Raw genomic sequence first — 19292 nt, 5'->3', positions numbered from 1 at the left:
ATGAGTCACGGCGCGGTCGCAGTGGATACAGGGAACACTGCGAAGTTGAAAAACAAGGGGGCAGGGATGTTGCTGGTAAAAAAATTAAATCATCATCGCGTTCTATCATTGTTAGCGCTGGCGCTAACCGTTGTTCCATTTACGCTACCGCAGGCCGCTGTTATCGCCGCTTTGCCCGGGACAACGCAGGCGGCTATCTCCGTTTCCGAAAGTCAGCAACGCATCCGGCAGGCGTTTTCCAGCGCCGATCAGCCGTTTTATCTGGCACCGCTGGCGACGCTCTATGCATCCCGCCATATGCAACCGCTCTGGCAGGATCCCCAGGCGATACAAAAATTTCAGCAGCAGCTGGCTGAAGTGGCGCTTTCTGGTGTTCAGCCACAGTTCACGCGCTGGATTGAGCGTCTGACAAACCCGGCGATCACCGGCTTTGCCCGGGATGTCGCGCTGTCCGATGCGATGCTGGGCTATCTGCAATTTGTTTCGAATGTGCCGACGCAGGGTGAAACCTGGCTTTACAGCAATGTTCCCTACCGGCTGACACAGCCGTCGGTGGCGGTCGTGAATCAGTGGCAGAACGCGGTCAATGCAGGATCGGGCAACACGTTTATTGCGTCACTGCAGCCGCAGCACCCGCAGTATCAGCCGATGCACGCCGCGCTGAAAACCCTGTTAGGTGATAAGCAGCCCTGGCCGCAGCTGAAGAGCAGTGAAACGCTGCGTCCGGGACAGGTCAGTGACGATGTGCCTGCGTTGCGTGAAATCCTGCAGCGCAGCGGCATGTTAACGGCGCAGGTTAATGCGCCGGCACCGGATGACGATGCGGTGCCGGTGGCCGCCTCACCAGTGACCCACAGCGACCAGCCGGTTGCGGTCAGCCCTTCTGCCGCGCCAGTCACCGATCTGTCTGCGCCTTCACTGCAATCGCCGGGTAACGTTCAGAGTCAGACGCTGGAAGGGAACACCGCCAATGTCTATGACGAGACGCTGGTGGCGGGTGTGAAGCGTTTCCAGCAGTGGCAGGGACTGGATGGCGACGGTGCTATCGGTGCCAGAACGCGGCAGTGGCTTAACGTCTCTCCGCAGATGCGTGCTTCGTTGCTGGCGCTGAACATTCAGCGACTGCGCCTGCTGCCGGACGATATGCACAACGGCATTATGGTGAACATCGCCAACTACTCGCTGATTTATTACAACAACGGCAACAAGATCCTCTCATCACGCGTCATCGTCGGGCGTCCCGATCGCAAAACGCCGTTGATGCGCAGCGCGCTGAATAATGTGGTGCTGAACCCGCCGTGGAATGTGCCAACCACGCTGGTGCGCAAAGATATCATTCCGAAAGTGAAGCAGGATCCGACCTATCTCTATAAGCACGGTTATACCCTGCTGTCGGGCTGGAGCGCTGATGCTGAAGTGATCGATCCCAGCATGATCGACTGGCGCATGGTCACCGCTTCATCGTTCCCCTATCGGTTGATTCAGGCACCGGGTGTGGCGAATGCGCTGGGCCGCTATAAATTTAATATGCCCAGCTCAGATGCGATCTATCTGCACGACACGCCGAACCACAACCTGTTCCAGCGGGATATCCGCGCGCTCAGCTCAGGCTGCGTCCGGGTGAATAAAGCGTCCGAACTGGCGGGCTTATTACTGCAGGACGCGGGCTGGAACGATGCCCGCATCTCCAGCACGTTAAAAGAGGGTGACACCCGCTACGTGCCTATTCGCCATCGCATCCCGGTCAATCTCTATTATCTGACGGCGTGGGTGGCTGATGATGGCAAACCGCAGTTCCGCACAGATATTTACAATTATGATGACACCGCGCGTTCGGGCAGTCAGGCACTGAGTCGGGCTGAGCAATTGCTGCTCTAGTGATTGATTTTAAATCGTTAGCGGCGTGCCGGTTATTCAGAAAAATATTATCAAATGGCGATTCCTGCAGGGATCGCCACGCAAACAGGTTGCAGATGGGTTGACGCTCTACTGAGAGAAAGTTATGGTTCGGGCTGTGCGCTTTTTGCACATTTCTATGGCTTCACTCTCAGGTAAATCGTTACATGTCTACTATTGATTCTTTTCGTCGCAAACTACTGCTGTGCGGTAGCGCCGCCGCCGGTCTGGCATTATTACCCGCTTCTGCAAGGGCCTCGCTTTCTACCTCTCGCCCGCGTGTATTGATGCTTAATAATCTTCATACCGGTGAAACCCTTAAAACTGAGTTTTTTAATGGTAAGAGTTACGACAAGGATGAGTTGTCACGATTAAATCACTTTTTCCGTGACTATCGCGCCAATAAAGTGAAAAGCATCGATCCGCACCTGTTTGATCAAATCTTCCGCCTGCAGGCGCTGCTGGGAATGCGTAAACCGATACAGCTGGTTTCGGGCTACCGTTCACTGGCAACCAACAACATGTTACGTGAGAGCGGTCCTGGGGTGGCAAAGCACAGCTATCATACCAAAGGCCAGGCAATGGATTTCCATATCGAAGGGGTTTCTCTGGCCAATGTACGCAAAGCGGCGTTATCTCTGCGTGCGGGTGGTGTAGGATATTATCCCCGCAGTAACTTTGTACATATTGATACCGGGCCGATCAGGCACTGGTAATGACACCGGCAACGCTGCGTGAGCCGGTCATGGAGCGTTATGAATTACCACATTATTCCTGTTACCGCGTTTGCCCAGAACTGTTCAGTTATCTGGTGCGAGTCCACTCGTGAAGCCGCGCTGGTTGATCCAGGCGGCGATGCCGATCTGATCAAAGAGACGCTGGAACAACGCCAACTTAAACCTTCCCGGATTCTGCTGACTCATGGACACCTTGATCACGTCGGGGCCGCCGTCGAGCTGGCTGCCTTCTGGCAGATTCCGATTGTCGGACCACAAAAGCGTGATGCATTCTGGCTGGAAGCGCTGCCTACCCAGAGCCGGATGTTCGGACTTGATGAATGCGCGCCTTTTACCCCCGATCGCTGGCTGGAAGAGGGGGAGAGCGTACAGGTAGGGCTGACCACGCTGGAAGTCCTGCACTGTCCGGGCCATTCGCCTGGCCACGTGGTGTTCTTCGATCGGCCAGGAAGGTTACTGATTTCAGGTGACGTGATTTTTAATGGTGGTGTGGGACGCACAGACTTCCCGCAGGGCGATCATCAGCAGTTAATCAATGCTATCCGCACGAAACTGCTGCCGCTGGGCGATGATGTCACTTTTCTGCCCGGTCACGGCCCGATTTCTACGCTGGGGCATGAACGCATCAGTAATCCTTTCCTGCAATAAAAAATGGGCCAGCAGGCCCATTTTTCAATTCTGTCATCCTGCTTACAGCACGGCGACAATCGCTTCGCACAGCGCCGACATATTGTCTGGCGTCATGCCCGCCACATTCACCCGACCTGAGTTCACCGCGTAAACGCCAAACTCTTCACGCAGGCGAATGACCTGCTCTTTGGTTAAGCCACTGAACGAGAACATGCCGTTCTGCTTAATAATAAAGCTGAAGTCGCGCTGTGCGCCTTTTTCCGCCAGGGTATTTACAAAGAGCTGGCGCATGCGCTGAATACGCTGGCGCATGTCCGACAGCTCCTGCTCCCAGATGGTACGCAGGGTATCGTTGCCCAGAATGGTGGCGACGATGGCGGCGCCATGTGCCGGCGGATTGGAGTAGTTCGCGCGAATGGTGTACTTCACCTGACTGAACGCGGTATCAGCCACGCTTGCTTCGGCGGCAACCAGCGTGATGGCACCAACACGCTCGTTATACAGGCCGAAATTCTTGGAGTAAGAGCTGGCGACGATCAGTTCCTGATGCGAGGCGGCAAAAATACGCAGGCCTTCTGCATCTTCCTCCAGACCACGGGCAAAACCCTGGTAAGCGAAGTCAAACAACGGCAGCCAGCCATTGGCCTGTGACAGCTGCGCCAGCTGTTGCCACTGCTCGGCGGTGGGGTCGATACCGGTCGGGTTATGGCAGCAGCCGTGGAACAGCACCACGTCGCCTGGCTGAACCTGTTTAAGTGACGCCACCATGCCATCGAAATCGAGCGTATGGTTTGCAGCGTCATAATAGTGGTATTCACAGACTTCAAGACCGGCAGCATTGAACACGTTGTTGTGATTCGGCCAACTCGGATTGCTGATCCAGACCCGCTTCACCGAAGTTTGCGTGGCGAGGAAATCGGCTGCAACGCGTAGCGCACCGGTACCACCCGGTGTCTGAGCCGTGCGAGCGCGGCCAGCGGTGATTAGCGGGCTCTGGTTGCCAAACAGCAGGGCCTGCGTGCAGCGGGCGAAATCAGCCAGGCCATCAATGCTGAGATAGTTTTTGGTGGTTTCATTTTCCAGCAGATATTGCTCAGCTTTTTTAACACTGGTCAGCACCGGGGTCTTGCCGGTTTCGTCTTTATAGACGCCGATACCCAGATTGATTTTTTCCGGGCGGTCGTCAGCACGAAACAGATCGGCCAGCCCAAGAATAGGATCGGCGGGTGCAGCAGAGATCGATTCAAACATGTGTCAGGTCCATTAGCGTGAACTTAAGCAAGAGAGCTCTCAGGTTAGCGTCCGGCCAGACAAATGCCAACCGTTTGCGAGACAAATTCATACATTTTGCAGTGTGGATTGCGCGACGGGGAAAGGTAGTGATTAAAGCGGGGTAACGGCGCGAGGAAAAACGCACCTGTCGGGAATAGCAGCCATAAAAAAACGGGGCCGTAGCCCCGTTTTTCAACATGTTTTAAGCGGAATTAGAACTGGTAAACCAGGCCAACACCAACCACGTCGTCTGTGTTCAGACCCAAGCGGTTGTTGTCATTCAGCTGGTTGATCTGATAGTCCACATAGGTCGACATGTTTTTGTTGAAGTAGTAAGTCGCGCCAACGTCGATGTATTTAATCAGGTCAGCATCGCCCACGCCTTCAATGTCCTTGCCTTTAGACTGTACATAGGCAATGGATGGACGCAGACCGAAGTCGAACTGATACTGTGCAACCAGTTCAATGTTCTGTGCTTTGTTTGCAAAGCCAGTGGTAGAGAACGCGTTGCCGTTAGCCAGAGTACCGGTAGCAGTAACTGGTGTTGAATTGCGTGTCTCGCCATACATTGCAGCCAGGTAAACGTTGTTTGCATCGTACTTGATTGCCGTTGCCCAGTTTTCAGCACGTTTACCAGCACCCTGACCGGTGACAGTGGTAACTGCAGCACCGCCGCCATTAGCCTGGCTAGGTGTAACAGTTGTCTGTGCGCCTGCTGCCTGAGCATTAGTACGATCGCTGCTGCTATAAGCACCTACGATACCCAGACCGATTGGTGAGGTATAAGAGGTTGACACACCGTAGCCGTCGCCGTTGGAGCGACGCAGGCCGTCGGTACCGGTGCGCTCGTTTTTACCCTGATACTGAACTGCGAAGTCCCAGCCATCAACCAGGCCGAAGAAGTTGGTGTTGCGGTAGGTCAGCAGGCCTGTGCTACGGCCGTTCATGAAGTTATCGGAATATCCTGAATCACCACCGAACTCTGGCAGCATATCGGTCCAGCCGATTGCATCATAAACCACACCGTAGTTACGGCCGTAGTCGATTGAGCCAGCATCGCCGAATTTCAGACCGGCAAAGCCCAGACGGGTTTTGTTGCCATTCTGTGCATCAGAACCTTCAGAGTTGTTCGCCTGAACGTTGTATTCCCACTGGCCGTAACCGGTCAGCTGGTCATTAATCTGGGTTTCGCCTTTAAAGCCGAAACGAACATAAGATTTGTCACCGTCGTTGCCTGAGTCATCAGAGAAATAATGCAGGCCAACAGCTTTACCGTACAGGTCCAGTTTGTTGCCGTCTTTGTTATAGATTTCTGCAGCGTTTGCTGCGCCGGCGGCTAACAGAGCAGGGATAACCACTGCAAGAATATTGCGCTTCATCATTATTCATTACCCTCATTGGAGTTATTTGTACACCTGCCACTGCCGTCAAGAAACCTTTACGGGAACCCTGAACGAAGTTTGGTGTCTTCCTGTGTCTGCACGCATCTTTCCATCCCACCCGCCGTAATTCTAGCGCTTAAATGCTACTAAACTCGTAATCTTGTTTCAGTAAGAAAATATGTATTACAAAATGTAAAAAACACGGAACTTTGTGAGAGAACTCAAAAATTACAAAAATAAAAAAAGGCCGGCAGTGCCGACCTCGTTATATATATGAATTTCTTATATTTAATGCCGAATATCAGAAACTCGCGTTGCGTGGGGTGCGCGGGAAGGGGATTACGTCCCTGACATTTTGTACGCCGGTGACATAGGCGATTAAACGTTCAAAGCCTAATCCAAAGCCAGAATGTGGCACGGTACCGTAGCGACGCAGGTCACGATACCACCAGTAATCTTCTTTATTCAGACCCATCTCTTCCAGACGCGCATCCAGGACATCCAGACGTTCTTCACGCTGTGAACCGCCAATGATCTCACCAATGCCTGGCGCCAGAACATCCATCGCCGCCACGGTTTTGCCATCGTCATTCAGGCGCATATAGAACGCTTTAATGTCCTTCGGATAGTTTTTCACCACCACCGGCGCTTTAAAATGTTTCTCGGCCAGGTAACGCTCATGCTCAGAGGAGAGGTCAATACCCCAGGAAACCGGGTTTTCGAAGGTCTGATCGCATTTCATCAGGATCTCAACCGCATCGGTGTAATCCACCTGCGCGAAATCGGTGGTGATGAAACGCTGCAGACGCTCAACCGCCTCTTTATCTACCCGCTCAGCAAAGAAGGCCATGTCATCGGCACGCTCTTCAAGCACCGCGTTGAAGACATACTTCAGCATTGATTCGGCCAGTGCAGCGGCATCATCCAGTGAGGCAAAGGCGATTTCCGGCTCCAGCATCCAGAATTCCGCCAGGTGGCGGCTGGTGTTGGAGTTCTCTGCGCGGAACGTCGGACCGAAGGTGTAGATCTTCGACAGGGCGCTGGCATAGGTTTCGCCATTCAGCTGACCGGAAACGGTCAGGAACGCCTCTTTACCAAAGAAATCTTCGCTGAAGTCAACTTTGCCCTGATCGTTACGCGGCAGGTTTTCCATATCCAGCGTAGAGACACGGAACATTTCGCCGGCACCTTCGGTATCGGAGGCGGTAATCAGCGGCGTCGAGACCCAGAAATAGCCATTTTCATGGAAGAAGCGATGCAGCGCCTGCGCCAGGGTGTGGCGAACACGGGCGACCGCGCCAATCAGGTTGGTGCGCGGACGCAGGTGAGCCACTTCGCGCAGATACTCGATACTGTGGCGTTTCGCCGCCATCGGGTAGCTGTCGGGATCTTCCACCCAGCCCACGACTTCCAGGCTGGTCGCCTGAATCTCAAACGCCTGGCCCTGACCCGGTGAGGCCACCACTTTACCGGTGACGATAACGGAACAGCCCGTAGTCAGACGCAACACTTCATCCTGATAATTATTCAGAGAATTATTGACGACAGCCTGAACGGGATTAAAGCAGGAGCCGTCATAGACAGCGATGAAGGAAAGACCGGCTTTGGAATCTCTTCGGGTACGCACCCAACCACGTACGGTGACTTCACTGTCAACCGCGACGCGACCGTGCAGTACGTCCGCTACAGGCACTACGCTCATAAATATCTCTCTATATAGAAGAAGTGAGTAAAAAAGTTGCCCCATCCGGGGTTTTGCTATGTTACTTGCGAGTCTTCAGGAAACAAGCAAAATTCAGGGGGAAAGCAGATTTATTACAGCAGAGGCGGGGCGTATCAACGCCCCGGTAAGAAGAGGATTAACTCGCTTTTTTCACCAGCGGCAGATCAAAAGCTTTACGCAGGGCCCTGACAAAGGCTTTATCCTGGCAGATGGTTTTGCCCGGGCTGTCTGAGAGTTTCGCCACCGGCTTGCCATTGCACTGCACCAGTTTGATAACGATATTCAGTGGCGTCACGCCCGGAATATCGCAGGTGAGGCGGGTTCCGATGCCGAACACCACGTTCGTCCGCTGACCAAAGTGGCGGTAAAGCGCCAGCGCTTTGTCGAGATTTAAGTTGTCAGAAAAGACCAGGTGTTTGCTTTGCGGATCGATACCCAGCTTCTGGTAGTGGGCGAGGGCTTTCTCGCCCCATTCGACCGGATCGCCGGAGTCGTGGCGCAGTCCCTGATAGCGGCGGGCAAACACCGGACCGAAATCACGCAGGAATGCGTCCATGGCGATGCAATCGGTCAGGGCGATGCCCAGCTTATCGTCATACTCATCCAGCCACGCCTGTAGCGCCGCGCGCTGGCTGTTGGCCAGTACCGGACTGATCTGCTGGAAGGCCTGGAACCACTCATGCGCCTGTGTTCCCACTGGCGTCAGTGACAGACGGCGCGCCAGATCATAGTTACTGGTGCCAATCAGCCACGGAAAATCCTGTTTCAGCGTTGAGACGATCGACTGCTGCACATCCTGCGAATAGCGACGACGGGTGCCGAAATCCATCAGGCGGAAGCGTGACATATCAAGGTCAGCAAGCTGGCCTTTAAAGTCGCCGAGTTTCTGATGTAAGTGGTCAAGTGCCTGCTGAGTAGTGACCTGCGGCGTGCGATGACGATGCACAATCTCACTGATCAGCGCCAGCAGCGGCACCTCCCACATGATCACTTCGCGCCACGGCCCCTGAATACGGAGTTCCAGCTTGCCATGGTGATTGCGCACCTCAACCTGATCCGGGTTATAGCGGAACTGGCGTAACCAGCTGAGGTAATCCTGCCGGAAGAAGGGAAGGTGAGACAACCAGGTCGCTTCATCATCAGTCAGCGCCAGGTGTTGCATTGCGGTTATCGCGTCACGAATTTCGTCAGCGTAGAGACCCAGCAGTTCGTCGCCGCGGCAGCGAAACTCCGCCGCCACCGTTATGTCATGATAGCGGTGGAAAACGGCCTGCTGCATATGGAGCTTATAGGCGTCCGTATCCAGCAGCGAGGTCAGTATCGGGGAAGCATGTCCTGTCATGGCGCGTTTCAGCATCCTGTTCGGTGGCGCAGAGCCCGGTGTTGTACACAGTCATAAAGACGCAAAAGTATAATTCACTATCTGAAGCCGATCACAGCATATTTCAGACGGGCGGGTCGAGGCCAATCTGTGCCATTGTTAACAAAGTGTAGCCATTTCACCCTTTAGGTGCATTGTGCGTGGCAAGCTTGTAGTAACAAGCTTAGACTTTGCCGGTAAACTTATAACAACGCGAGACGCAATATGACGCAACAGCCCCAAATCAAGTATCGCCACGACTACCGTGCGCCTGAGTACACCATCACCGATATCGATTTAACTTTTGAACTGGATGCGTCCACCACTCGTGTAACGGCCATCAGCCAGGTTAAACGACTGGGCGACAGCCAGGCTGAGCTGCGACTGGACGGCGAAGCGTTAACGCTGATTGCGCTGGAGGTCGACGGGCAAGCCTGGACGGCCTTCCGTGAAGAAGAGGGCGCACTGGTCATCAGCCAGCTGCCGGAAAGCTTCACCCTGAAAATTATTAACGATATTCATCCGGACCAGAACACCGCGCTGGAAGGGCTGTACAAATCGGGCGAGGCGCTCTGCACCCAATGTGAGGCTGAAGGCTTCCGTCATATTACCTGGTATCTTGATCGCCCCGACGTGCTGGCGCGCTTTACCACCACCATTTATGCCGACGGTGAGCGCTATCCATTCCTGCTCTCCAACGGTAACCGGATTAATAGCGGCCGGGATGAGCAGGGTCGCAGCTGGGTGAAGTGGCAGGATCCGTTCCCGAAACCCTGCTACCTGTTTGCGCTGGTGGCGGGCGATTTCGACGTGCTGCGCGACAGCTTCACCACCCGTTCAGGACGTGATGTGGCGCTGGAGATCTTCGTCGATCGCGGTAACCTCGACCGTGCCGACTGGGCGATGACCTCGCTGAAAAACAGCATGAAGTGGGATGAAGAGCGTTTCGGTCTGGAGTATGACCTCGACATCTTTATGATCGTGGCGGTGGACTTCTTCAACATGGGCGCCATGGAGAACAAAGGCCTTAACGTCTTCAATGCCAAATATGTGCTGGCTAAAGCGGAAACGGCGACGGACAAAGATTACCTGGGCATTGAAGCGGTTATCGGTCACGAATATTTCCATAACTGGACCGGTAACCGCGTGACCTGCCGCGACTGGTTCCAGCTCAGCCTGAAAGAGGGGCTGACGGTGTTCCGCGATCAGGAGTTCAGCTCTGATCTGGGTTCACGCGCGGTGAACCGAATTGATAACGTGCGTATCGTACGCGGTGCGCAGTTCGCCGAAGATGCCAGCCCGATGGCACACCCGATCCGTCCGGATCAGGTCATCGAGATGAACAACTTCTATACCCTGACGGTGTATGAAAAAGGGTCAGAAGTGATCCGTATGATGCACACCCTGCTGGGTGAAGAGAACTTCCAGAAGGGCATGAAACTCTATTTTGATCGCCACGACGGTAGCGCCGCCACCTGCGATGATTTTGTTCAGGCGATGGAAGATGCTTCAAATGTTGACCTGTCGCAGTTCCGCCGTTGGTACAGCCAGTCCGGTACGCCGGTGCTGACCGTGCGCGACGATTACAACCCGGAGCTGGAGCAGTATACGCTGCACGTCACGCAGCACACGCCTGCGACTGCCGATCAGAAAGAGAAGCTGCCGCTGCATATCCCGCTGGATATTGAACTCTACGATGGCGAAGGCAAGGTGATCCCGCTGCAGAATAATGGTCATCCGGTACATCATGTGCTGAATGTTACCGAGGAGTTCCAGACCTTTATTTTCGATAACGTCTACTTCCAGCCGGTGCCGTCGCTGCTGCGCGAATTCTCTGCCCCGGTGAAGCTTGATTACAAATGGAGTGATGCTCAGCTCACCTTCCTGATGCGTCATGCACGCAACGACTTCTCCCGCTGGGATGCGGCTCAGAGCCTGCTGGCGACCTATATCCGTCTGAATGTCGCCCGCTATCAGCAGGGCCAGCATCTGTCACTGCCGCTGCATGTCGCCGACGCCTTCCGCGCGGTGCTGCTGGATACCGACTGCGACCCGGCACTGACCGCGCTGATTCTGACGCTGCCGTCGGAAAATGAGATTGCCGAGCTGTTTGATACTATCGATCCGCAGGCGATTGCGCTGGTGCGCGACGCGCTGCAACGCACGCTGGCACGCGAACTGGCCGATGAGTTTTTTGCGATCTACAACGCCAATCAGCAGCCTGAATACCGCGTGGAGCATGACGCGATTGGTCAGCGCAGCCTGAAAAATATCTGCCTGACCTATCTCGCCTTCAGTGATGCGCAGCTGGCGGATAAACTGGTGCAGACCCAGTATCACCAGGCGACCAACATGACCGATGCGCTGGCGGCGCTTTCTGCTGCAGTTGCGGCACAGTTACCGTGCCGTGATGCGCTGCTGGCAGCTTACGATGAGCGCTGGCATCAGGATGGTCTGGTGATGGATAAATGGTTTGTGCTGCAGGCGACCAGTCCGGCCGCTAACGTGATGCGCAACGTGCGCCAGCTTCTGAATCATCGCTCCTTCACCATGAGTAATCCGAACCGTGTTCGCTCGCTGGTGGGTGCCTTTGCCTCGGCTAACCCGGCCGCCTTCCATGCTAAAGATGGCAGCGGGTACAAGTTCCTGGTGGAGATGCTTACCGACCTCAACACCCGCAATCCGCAGGTTGCGGCACGGATGGTGGAGCCGCTGATTCGCCTGAAACGTTATGACGAAGGCCGTCAGGCGATGATGCGCCAGGCACTGGAGCAGCTGCTGGAGCTGGATAAACTCTCTGGCGACCTCTACGAAAAAATTACCCGGGCACTGAACGCCTGATAATTAAAAAGGGGAGCGTCTGAGACACTCCCCTTTTTCAGCGCTGCTGCGCGTAACGAACCGGCTGCGGTCGCTCCGTACGCTGCATGACCCGATCCAGTACCTCCGCTTCCAGCTCGGCCAGCCGCGCCGATCCGCGACGGCGGGGACGGGGCAGATCCACCAGCAGATCCAGCCCGATCTGACCCTCTTCGATTAACAGCACGCGATCTGCCATCACCACCGCTTCACTGACATCATGCGTAACCAGCAGCACGGTAAAGTGATGCTGCTGCCACAGTGACTCAATCAATCCCTGCATTTCAATGCGTGTCAGGGCATCCAGCGCCCCCAGCGGTTCATCCAGCAGCAGTAAACCGGGCCGGTGGATCAGCGCCCTGGCCAGTGCGACGCGCTGTTTCTGGCCGCCGGAGAGGGCGGCTGGCCACTCATCAGCCCGATCGGCGAGGCCTACCGCCGCCAGCGCATCCAGCGCCGCGCTGCGCCATTCGCGTCCGCGCAGACCCAGCCCGACGTTATCGATCACTTTTTTCCACGGCAGCAGTCGCGCATCCTGAAACATCAGGCGGGTATCTTCACGAGCCGACTGCAGCGGCGCATTGCCTGCCAGCAGTTCACCGCTGGAGCTCTGTTCGAGACCGGCCAGCAGGCGCAGCAGCGTGCTTTTACCACAGCCGCTGCGGCCCACCACCGCCACAAACTGACCTGAGGGAATATGCAGGTCAATCTTATTGAGAATGGTGCGGCTGCCATACTGTTTGCTGACGCCGTTAACGCCAACCGGGGTGCCGGTGTTGAGGCGCGCCGGTGAGAGAGTCTGGCTCATGCGTTCTCCTCCTTCAGTTGATAAGCGGGATGCCAGCGCAGCCAGACACGTTCAAGCAACAACGCGGCGACATCCGCCAGTTTGCCGAGCAGGGCGTAAAGAATAATGGCGACCACCACCACATCGGTCTGCAGGAATTCACGCGCGTTCATGGCCAGATAGCCGATACCCGCGTTGGCAGAGATGGTCTCTGCGACAATCAGCGTCAGCCACATCAGGCCCAGCGCGAAACGCACGCCGACCATGATATTGGGCAGCGCGCCTGGCAGGATCACCTGGATAAACAGGCTCCAGCCGGAAAGGCCATAGCTGCGCGCCATCTCAACCAGCCCGCGATCGATGTTGCGGATGCCGTGATAAGTATTCAGGTAGATTGGGAACAGCGTCCCCAGCGCCACCAGAAAGATCTTGGCGGACTCATCAATACCGAACCAGAGGATTACCAGCGGGATCAGCGCCAGATGCGGCACATTGCGCAGCATCTGTACCGAGGTATCCAGCAGTCGTTCACCGGTTCTGGAGGTGCCGGTAATCAGCCCGAGCAGCAGGCCGATAGAACCGCCGATACTGAAGCCGATCAGCGCCCGCCAGCTACTGATCGCCAGGTGCTGCCAGAGTTCACCACTGGCGGTCAGCTGCCAGAAGGTGGTCACAATTTTCTCCGGTGCGGGCAGAATACGGGTCGATAACCAGCCGGTTTGCGAGGCAATCTGCCACACCACCACCAGCAGCGTCGGCAGCAGCCAGGGCACCAGCGTATCAGCAAGGCGTTTTCGGGTTCTGGTCATCATGCTCTCCTCAGCCCCGGGCGACTTTTTTCTCAGGGGTAAAATCGTTGGCTACCGCTTCACCATGTGCCTGAACCACGCGCGGCTGGGGCACCAGTGGAACCTGCAGATCAAGATGCGGGAACAGCAGTTCGCCGACGCGATAAGCCTCTTCCAGGTGCGGATAACCCGACAGGATAAAGGTCTCAATGCCCAGCGCTTCATACTCTTTGATGCGAGCGGCCACGGTCGGACCATCGCCGACCAGCGCGGTCCCGGCTCCGCTGCGCACCAGGCCGACGCCTGCCCACAGGTTAGGGCTGATTTCGAGCTTGTCGCGGCGACCGCCATGCAGTGCGGCCATCCGGCGCTGCCCCACAGAGTCTGCCCGCTGGAACGCCGCCTGCGCTTTCGCGATGGTGGCGTCATCCACATTGGCAATCAGTTTGTCTGCGGCCTGCCAGGCCTCTTCATTGGTTTCACGCACGATCACATGCAGACGGATGCCGAACCGGACGGTGCGCCCCTGGGCTGCCGCTTTCGCGCGCACCTGATCAATCTTCTCTTTAACCTGCGCAGGGGGTTCGCCCCAGGTGAGGTAAACATCGACCTGTTCGGCCGCCAGCTCCTGGGCGGGTTCAGAAGAGCCACCAAACCACAGCGGGGGACGAGGCTGCTGCACCGGGTTAAACATCAGACGCGCACCGCGAACCTTCACGTGCTTGCCTTCATAATCGACGGTTTCGCCTTCCAGCACCCGACGCCAGACGCGGGTAAACTCGGCGGATTCCGCGTAACGCTCGCGGTGATCGAGAAACACGCCGTCGCCCGCCAGCTCTTCCGGATCGCCGCCGGTCACCAGATTAAACAGCGCACGTCCGTTAGAAAGACGGTCCAGCGTGGCGGCCTGACGCGCTGCCTGGGTTGGTGAAATCACCCCAGGACGCAACGCCACCAGGAATCGCAGGCGCTGCGTCACCGGAATCAGCGAGGCGGCAACCAGCCAGGCATCTTCACAGGAGCGGCCGGTCGGGATCAGTACGCCACCAAAACCGAGGCGGTCAGCGGCCTGTGCCACCTGTTGCAGGTAGGCGTGGTCAACGGGTCGCCCCCCTTCGGCAGTACCAAGATAGTGGCCGTCGCCATGCGTCGGCAGGAACCAGAAAATGGATACGCTCATTGTTGCTCCTTATTGCGTCACGGTATGCGGATGCCAGATGCGATCCTGAATCGTCACTTTTACTGGCAAGAGATGATTGGCATAGAACAGGTCAGCGGTACGCTGCTGGGCGGCCGCGGTTTCGGCACTGACCGGCGAAATGCGGGTTGGCGGCCGATGGCTGAGGTAGCTGGCGATGACCGGTTCGGGCAAGCCCATCGCCTGTGCCAGTAACGTGGTGCTCTGCTGACGCTGGCTGATTGTCAGCGCGTCAGCAGAGCTGAAGGTGTCGAGCACCTGCTGAATAAACGCGCCATGGGCTTCGGCATAGCTGCGGGTCGCTAAATAGAAGGAGCCGGTAAGATTAAGGGAGCTGCCATCAATCAGCAGGCGCGAATTCCCCTGCAGCAGCACCGATGAATAGTAGGGGTCCCAGATTGCCCAGGCATCAACGTCACCCTGCTGGAAGGCGGCGCGCGCATCGGCGGGGGTGAGATAGACCGGCGTGATGTCTTTAAAGGTCAGACCCGCCTGCTGTAAGGCGCGCAGCAGTAAGTTGTGAGAGCTGGAGCCTTTCTGGAAAGCCACTTTCTTGCCTTTCAGATCCGCAACCTGTTTCAGCGGGCTGCTTTTTGGCACCAGAATCACTTCCGCTTTGGGTTTTGGCGGCTCCGCGCCAACATAGAGCAGATCCGCGCCCGCGGCCTGGGCAAACAGCGGGGGAAGATCACCGGTACTGCCCAGGTCGATACTGTTGATATTCAGCGCTTCCAGCATTTGCGGACCTGCAGGGAACTCGATCCACTTAATCCGGGTATGGGGAAAACGCTTCTCCAGTAACTGATGTGACTTCGCCAGCACCATGCTGACCGAACCTTTCTGATAGCCGATGCGAATCTCAGACGGATCGGATTCGGCGGCCTGTACCTGGAGGCCGGCCAGCAGAAGTCCGGCCACCAGCCACTTTCCTAATCTCAGCTTCATCGATCGCTTCCTTATACCGCTTGCGCAACGGGATGGTGGTGACGGGTCAGTGCCAGCCAGAAGGCGGAGACGGCCTCATCCAGGCGCTGTGACAGTGAATCCTGCAGTTCGGGCTGACGGTCGTAATGACTGATCTGATGATCCTCGGCATAAACACCATGCAGGATCTCCTGCGCTTTTAAGGCGCTGAGCACCGGCTTCAGGGCGTAGTCCAGCGCCAGCATATGACCGGCACTGCCGCCGCTGGCCAGCGGTAAAACGACTTTGTGTTCCAGTGCGCGTTCAGGCAGCAGATCGAGCAGCGTCTTCAGCGCACCCGAAAACGACGCTTTATAGATAGGTGTCGCAATAATCAGTCCATCAGCCGAAGCCAGATCGTCACGCAGGGCGAGAAGCGCAGGTGCATCAAAACGCGCATTGATTAAATCGTCAGGCTGAAAGTTGTGAATATTCCACGGAATGACTTCAATACCACGCGCCTCCAGCTTGTGCTGACACAGCGTCAGCAGTGAGGTTGAGCGGGAGGGGAATCGTGGGCTGCCTGCCAGCGTAATAACTCGCATCATCACTCCTTATAACTAAAAGTTATTGATTATCAAATGTTGAGAACTTATGCCTTCATACTGTCAGAGCAGGGGAGTGGGCTTAAATGATTTATCCGGCAAAGTAAGGGTGAAATCTGCAAATAGAAGGCGTTGCGACAGATGTCAGCATCGCCGCTTCCGATAATTCTTAAATTAAGCGCTGGCAGCGGAACAATTCATTAAGGGGCATGATACGAGATCGTCAAAATGTGTCGGTTGAGCAGAAAAAATATCTTTCGTCTGATTGCTTAATCATTTTTTCTGAGAGTGGCGCGGCCATAAAGCGCAACGGCTGACAAAATAGCGCGACGAAGCAGCACAGAATCAGCTTATCTGCGGCAGCCTCTGCCAAAGATTAAGATTTATTGCAGAAAGCAAACTGTAATAATAATGAAGGAATGCTGAACTTATTCATCGTTTCAGATGTTCGCTTACAGATTTCTGAATCTGGTTACGTCTGCTTTGCAGGGCTAATTTAAATCGATCCTCAACGGTTTTAACATTACTGCGGGCTATAGATGCACTTTCGTTAAGAGTGATGCTCACATGAAACATTAAGATGATTTTTACGGCTGGTCTTTTTTCGCATTACAGGTTTAAGATAATCGGGCTCAATGAAAGCAATCATAATAATCGCGCCTTACTCTTTTCGACGTTTCGCCTCTGGTCAGAACCTGCATCAGGCAGGTGAATCGTATTGTCATTTTCTAACAGCAGAGAATTGCATATGTCTGACATCCTGTTATCCGTTATTATTCCAACCTACAATGTTGAGAAATATATTGTAGAGTGCGTCGATTCGTTATTACGCCAGGTTAAAGCGCCCAATGAAATAATCATTGTGAATGATGGATCTACTGATGGAACATTAGCCTTAATTGAACAGAATTATGCGCACCTTTCTCAGGTGAAAGTGATCACCATTGAAAATGGCGGCCTCGGCAATGCACGGGACACCGGCATTGCACTGGCAAAGGGTCAGTTTCTCTTTTTCTGTGACCCGGATGATGTCGTGGTTGATGGCCTCGTCACTGAGCTGGCAATGGTGGCGGAGAAGCATCCTGAAACGGATCTTTTCTGTTTTAACTCCTGCGTCTATGAAGATGGCCACATTGATATCACCTCGCCAAAAGTGAAGCATGACCAGTTTGGCCAGCAGAAACCACAGGAGGTCTTTCTGCGCCTGCTGCGTAATGGCAGATATACCTCTGCCGTCTGGAATTACGCCTTAAGAAAAAGCGTCATTGAACAGCATAAGTTGCGCTTTGTACGTCGGATTCATGAAGACCACAACTTTACGCTCTCCGTGTTTATGAAATGCCAGCACGCATGGGTCAGCCGTCAGGTCTATTATAAGCAGCGCATCCGCAGTGGTTCACTGACCAACAGTACCAAAGGCAATGAGTTTTTCTATCAGCGCTATGACGCTTTTATGCATGCTTATAATACGTTAACCAGTTCGCTCCCTAAATCAGCCTGGCGTAGTTCGCTGGAAAAATCTTATTTACTTCACTCGTTCCGTCTGATGATCTATTTGTCTCTCTATAATAAAACGCCGGTGCCGGAATATGTCTGTAATGCCATTCGCTTTATGGGTCGTAATGTAAAATCAGAAAATCTTAAAGAGTGGTTGTTGTTTAATCGCCCGGAACTCTTTATTGCGCTGCAGCATTACAAGGTTAAAAAAGAGCTTAAGCGCGCAGCCTGATTCTGAAAAATGTGAAGCGATATTGTTTATGCCTTAGCGAAATGAGAAGGTGAGACATGCAATGTGTATAAGGTTGTTGCGACATGGCAAAAGTACTCGATAAAAGTCTGGTTATTAATATTTTCTCGCTGCTGGCTTACCGTGGCGCATCGTTTCTGTTTCCGCTGGCCACGCTGCCCTATCTTGCCCGCGTTCTGGGCGTAGAGCAGATGGGTACGCTGGCGCTGGCGATCGCCTGCGTCCTCTATTGCAGCACCATCTCCGACTGGGGATTCAATGTCTTTACCACCAAAGATATTGCTCACCATCGTGATGACAAAGAACGCGTTAGCCAGCTCTTCTGGTCAACGTTTAACGCCAAGCTGATGCTGCTGGTGGTCACCAGCGGCACGCTGCTGACTGCGACGTGGTTCAATCCCTCCTGGCATCCTCTGTTCTTCATCATTCTGGCGAACTGCACCACGCTAGTCGGCTCGCTGTTTTCATTCGGCTGGCTGATGCAGGGCTTTGAGAAGTTGGGTAAGACGGCGATGATCGCCACCTTCGGTAACTTCTGTGCGATTCCGCTGACCTTTTTGCTGGTGAAATCTCCGCAGGATACCTGGCTGGCTGCCCTGATCCCTGGCGCGGTCTCCATTATCAGCGCGGCGATTACGCTGAAGTTTGTGCTGGAGATGAAAGTCATAGGCCGCTATCGCTTTGAACCACGCGAAATCAAACAGCGCATCACCGACAGCATGGATGTATTTATCGCCATTGCCGGCGCTAACCTTTTCAACAGCGTCAACGTGGTGATTCTCGCCACCTTTGCTTCTACTTACATGGTCGGGATCTACAACGGCGCCGATCGCCTGCGTAAAGCGGCCAACTCTGTGCCGGAGCAGATCGGCAGCGCCTTCTTCCCGCGCGTCAGCCACCTGTTCGGCCGGGATAAACGGGCCGCGATTGCCGCGACACGCAAAAGCCTGCTGCTGTCGTTTTCCCTGAGTCTGTCGATTGTAATCTTCACCTGGTTCTTTGCTGACCTGGTGGTCTCAATATTGCTGGGTAAAGACTTTATCCAGTCAGCGGATGTGCTGCGCGTCTTTGTGCTCTGCTTCCTGTTTGGCAACATTGCCTACCCGGCTGGATTACAGATTCTGATCCCACATGGTCTGGCCCGCCAGCGTATGTGGGTGATGATGGCCGCTGGTGTGGTTAACGTGCCGCTCTGCTGTTTCCTGGCGTGGAAGTTTGGCGCAATCGGTGCCGCATGGTCGATGGTCGGGGCTGAAGCGTTCGTCTGTCTCGGTATTTTTGGCATCATGCAACGTCACGGCATCCTGCGGGAATATCTCTTTCCCTCTGAGGTGAAAAATCAACCCGTAAACGATTCCGCCGCGTAAGATCAAAGCATTTTCAGTTAACTTCACGCTTCCCCGCT

At 54.8% G+C, this 19292-nt stretch carries 15 protein-coding genes; 6 read left to right on the top strand and 9 right to left on the bottom strand.

Annotation, left to right across the window (positions count from 1 at the left end):
- Window positions 1-66 precede the first annotated feature (66 nt).
- From ldtD to ACO6VX_RS07880, 3 genes are all read left to right on the top strand, one after another.
- On the top strand, window positions 67-1878 hold the full coding sequence (ldtD, locus tag ACO6VX_RS07890) for a L,D-transpeptidase (RefSeq protein ID WP_010254970.1): 1812 nt from the start codon (window positions 67-69) through the stop codon (window positions 1876-1878).
- 185 nt (window positions 1879-2063) lie between these two features.
- A complete protein-coding gene (locus tag ACO6VX_RS07885; protein ID WP_010254972.1) occupies window positions 2064-2612 on the top strand; it encodes a YcbK family protein in 549 nt (182 codons plus the stop codon).
- Between the two features lie 39 nt (window positions 2613-2651).
- Complete coding sequence (locus ACO6VX_RS07880; protein ID WP_010669767.1) at window positions 2652-3281, top strand: MBL fold metallo-hydrolase; 630 nt, start codon at window positions 2652-2654, stop codon at window positions 3279-3281.
- 42 nt (window positions 3282-3323) lie between these two features.
- On the opposite strand, the gene ACO6VX_RS07875 is transcribed toward ACO6VX_RS07880, so the two are convergent.
- The 4 genes from ACO6VX_RS07875 to pncB form a co-directional block, all read right to left on the bottom strand.
- Complete coding sequence (locus ACO6VX_RS07875) at window positions 3324-4514, bottom strand: amino acid aminotransferase (protein WP_010669768.1); 1191 nt, start codon at window positions 4512-4514, stop codon at window positions 3324-3326.
- Window positions 4515-4747: 233 nt separating this feature from the next.
- Window positions 4748-5917 carry a porin OmpF gene (gene ompF / locus ACO6VX_RS07870; protein ID WP_010669769.1) on the bottom strand — a complete coding sequence of 390 codons (1170 nt, stop codon included), beginning with the start codon at window positions 5915-5917 and terminating at the stop codon, window positions 4748-4750.
- A gap of 301 nt (window positions 5918-6218) precedes the next feature.
- Entirely contained in the window at window positions 6219-7619 is a 1401-nt protein-coding gene (gene asnS / locus ACO6VX_RS07865) for an asparagine--tRNA ligase (protein WP_033757166.1), read from the bottom strand.
- A gap of 157 nt (window positions 7620-7776) precedes the next feature.
- Window positions 7777-8982, bottom strand: coding sequence for a nicotinate phosphoribosyltransferase (gene pncB / locus ACO6VX_RS07860; RefSeq protein WP_050679503.1), 1206 nt, complete (start codon window positions 8980-8982; stop codon window positions 7777-7779).
- 243 nt (window positions 8983-9225) lie between these two features.
- Between pncB and pepN the strand changes: the two genes are divergently transcribed.
- Complete coding sequence (pepN, locus tag ACO6VX_RS07855; protein ID WP_422458049.1) at window positions 9226-11841, top strand: aminopeptidase N; 2616 nt, start codon at window positions 9226-9228, stop codon at window positions 11839-11841.
- Between the two features lie 37 nt (window positions 11842-11878).
- Here the strand turns inward: pepN and ssuB are convergent, their stop codons facing one another.
- From ssuB to ssuE, 5 genes are read right to left on the bottom strand one after another with little or no spacing between them, the layout of a single operon-like run.
- Window positions 11879-12667 carry an aliphatic sulfonates ABC transporter ATP-binding protein gene (gene ssuB, locus ACO6VX_RS07850; protein ID WP_010254985.1) on the bottom strand — a complete coding sequence of 263 codons (789 nt, stop codon included), beginning with the start codon at window positions 12665-12667 and terminating at the stop codon, window positions 11879-11881.
- Window positions 12664-13455 carry an aliphatic sulfonate ABC transporter permease SsuC gene (gene ssuC, locus ACO6VX_RS07845; protein ID WP_010254987.1) on the bottom strand — a complete coding sequence of 264 codons (792 nt, stop codon included), beginning with the start codon at window positions 13453-13455 and terminating at the stop codon, window positions 12664-12666. The genes ssuB and ssuC overlap by 4 nt, the downstream gene beginning before the upstream one ends.
- A gap of 10 nt (window positions 13456-13465) precedes the next feature.
- Window positions 13466-14614 carry an FMNH2-dependent alkanesulfonate monooxygenase gene (ssuD, locus tag ACO6VX_RS07840; protein ID WP_422458048.1) on the bottom strand — a complete coding sequence of 383 codons (1149 nt, stop codon included), beginning with the start codon at window positions 14612-14614 and terminating at the stop codon, window positions 13466-13468.
- A gap of 9 nt (window positions 14615-14623) precedes the next feature.
- Window positions 14624-15577, bottom strand: coding sequence for a sulfonate ABC transporter substrate-binding protein (locus ACO6VX_RS07835; RefSeq protein WP_010254990.1), 954 nt, complete (start codon window positions 15575-15577; stop codon window positions 14624-14626).
- An 11-nt stretch (window positions 15578-15588) separates the two neighbouring features.
- Window positions 15589-16140 (bottom strand): NADPH-dependent FMN reductase, encoded by a 552-nt coding sequence (gene ssuE, locus ACO6VX_RS07830; protein ID WP_045140577.1) that lies wholly within the window; start codon window positions 16138-16140, stop codon window positions 15589-15591.
- A 748-nt stretch (window positions 16141-16888) separates the two neighbouring features.
- On the opposite strand from ssuE, the gene ACO6VX_RS07825 reads away from it, so the two are divergent.
- Window positions 16889-17869: a glycosyltransferase family 2 protein gene (locus ACO6VX_RS07825; protein ID WP_062757337.1), complete on the top strand. Its 981-nt coding sequence runs from the start codon at window positions 16889-16891 to the stop codon at window positions 17867-17869.
- Window positions 17870-17952: 83 nt separating this feature from the next.
- On the top strand, window positions 17953-19254 hold the full coding sequence (locus ACO6VX_RS07820; protein ID WP_010254996.1) for a flippase: 1302 nt from the start codon (window positions 17953-17955) through the stop codon (window positions 19252-19254).
- The last annotated feature ends 38 nt before the right edge of the window (window positions 19255-19292 follow it).

It is taken from the genome of Pantoea sp. BJFS-204 (genome assembly GCF_049310725.1).
GTDB classification, from domain to species: domain Bacteria; phylum Pseudomonadota; class Gammaproteobacteria; order Enterobacterales; family Enterobacteriaceae; genus Pantoea; species Pantoea agglomerans.
The sequence above is the reverse complement of the archived record's forward strand: the minus strand, read 5'-3'. Positions and strand labels throughout refer to the sequence as shown.

Coding starts and splice junctions, on each gene's coding strand:
- ldtD (WP_010254970.1), top strand. CDS start 67: ATGTTGCTGGTAAAAAAATTAAATCATCATCGCGTTCTATCATTGTTA.
- ACO6VX_RS07885 (WP_010254972.1), top strand. CDS start 2,064: ATGTCTACTATTGATTCTTTTCGTCGCAAACTACTGCTGTGCGGTAGC.
- ACO6VX_RS07880 (WP_010669767.1), top strand. CDS start 2,652: ATGAATTACCACATTATTCCTGTTACCGCGTTTGCCCAGAACTGTTCA.
- ACO6VX_RS07875 (WP_010669768.1), bottom strand. CDS start 4,514: ATGTTTGAATCGATCTCTGCTGCACCCGCCGATCCTATTCTTGGGCTG.
- ompF (WP_010669769.1), bottom strand. CDS start 5,917: ATGATGAAGCGCAATATTCTTGCAGTGGTTATCCCTGCTCTGTTAGCC.
- asnS (WP_033757166.1), bottom strand. CDS start 7,619: ATGAGCGTAGTGCCTGTAGCGGACGTACTGCACGGTCGCGTCGCGGTT.
- pncB (WP_050679503.1), bottom strand. CDS start 8,982: ATGACAGGACATGCTTCCCCGATACTGACCTCGCTGCTGGATACGGAC.
- pepN (WP_422458049.1), top strand. CDS start 9,226: ATGACGCAACAGCCCCAAATCAAGTATCGCCACGACTACCGTGCGCCT.
- ssuB (WP_010254985.1), bottom strand. CDS start 12,667: ATGAGCCAGACTCTCTCACCGGCGCGCCTCAACACCGGCACCCCGGTT.
- ssuC (WP_010254987.1), bottom strand. CDS start 13,455: ATGACCAGAACCCGAAAACGCCTTGCTGATACGCTGGTGCCCTGGCTG.
- ssuD (WP_422458048.1), bottom strand. CDS start 14,614: ATGAGCGTATCCATTTTCTGGTTCCTGCCGACGCATGGCGACGGCCAC.
- ACO6VX_RS07835 (WP_010254990.1), bottom strand. CDS start 15,577: ATGAAGCTGAGATTAGGAAAGTGGCTGGTGGCCGGACTTCTGCTGGCC.
- ssuE (WP_045140577.1), bottom strand. CDS start 16,140: ATGCGAGTTATTACGCTGGCAGGCAGCCCACGATTCCCCTCCCGCTCA.
- ACO6VX_RS07825 (WP_062757337.1), top strand. CDS start 16,889: ATGTCTGACATCCTGTTATCCGTTATTATTCCAACCTACAATGTTGAG.
- ACO6VX_RS07820 (WP_010254996.1), top strand. CDS start 17,953: ATGGCAAAAGTACTCGATAAAAGTCTGGTTATTAATATTTTCTCGCTG.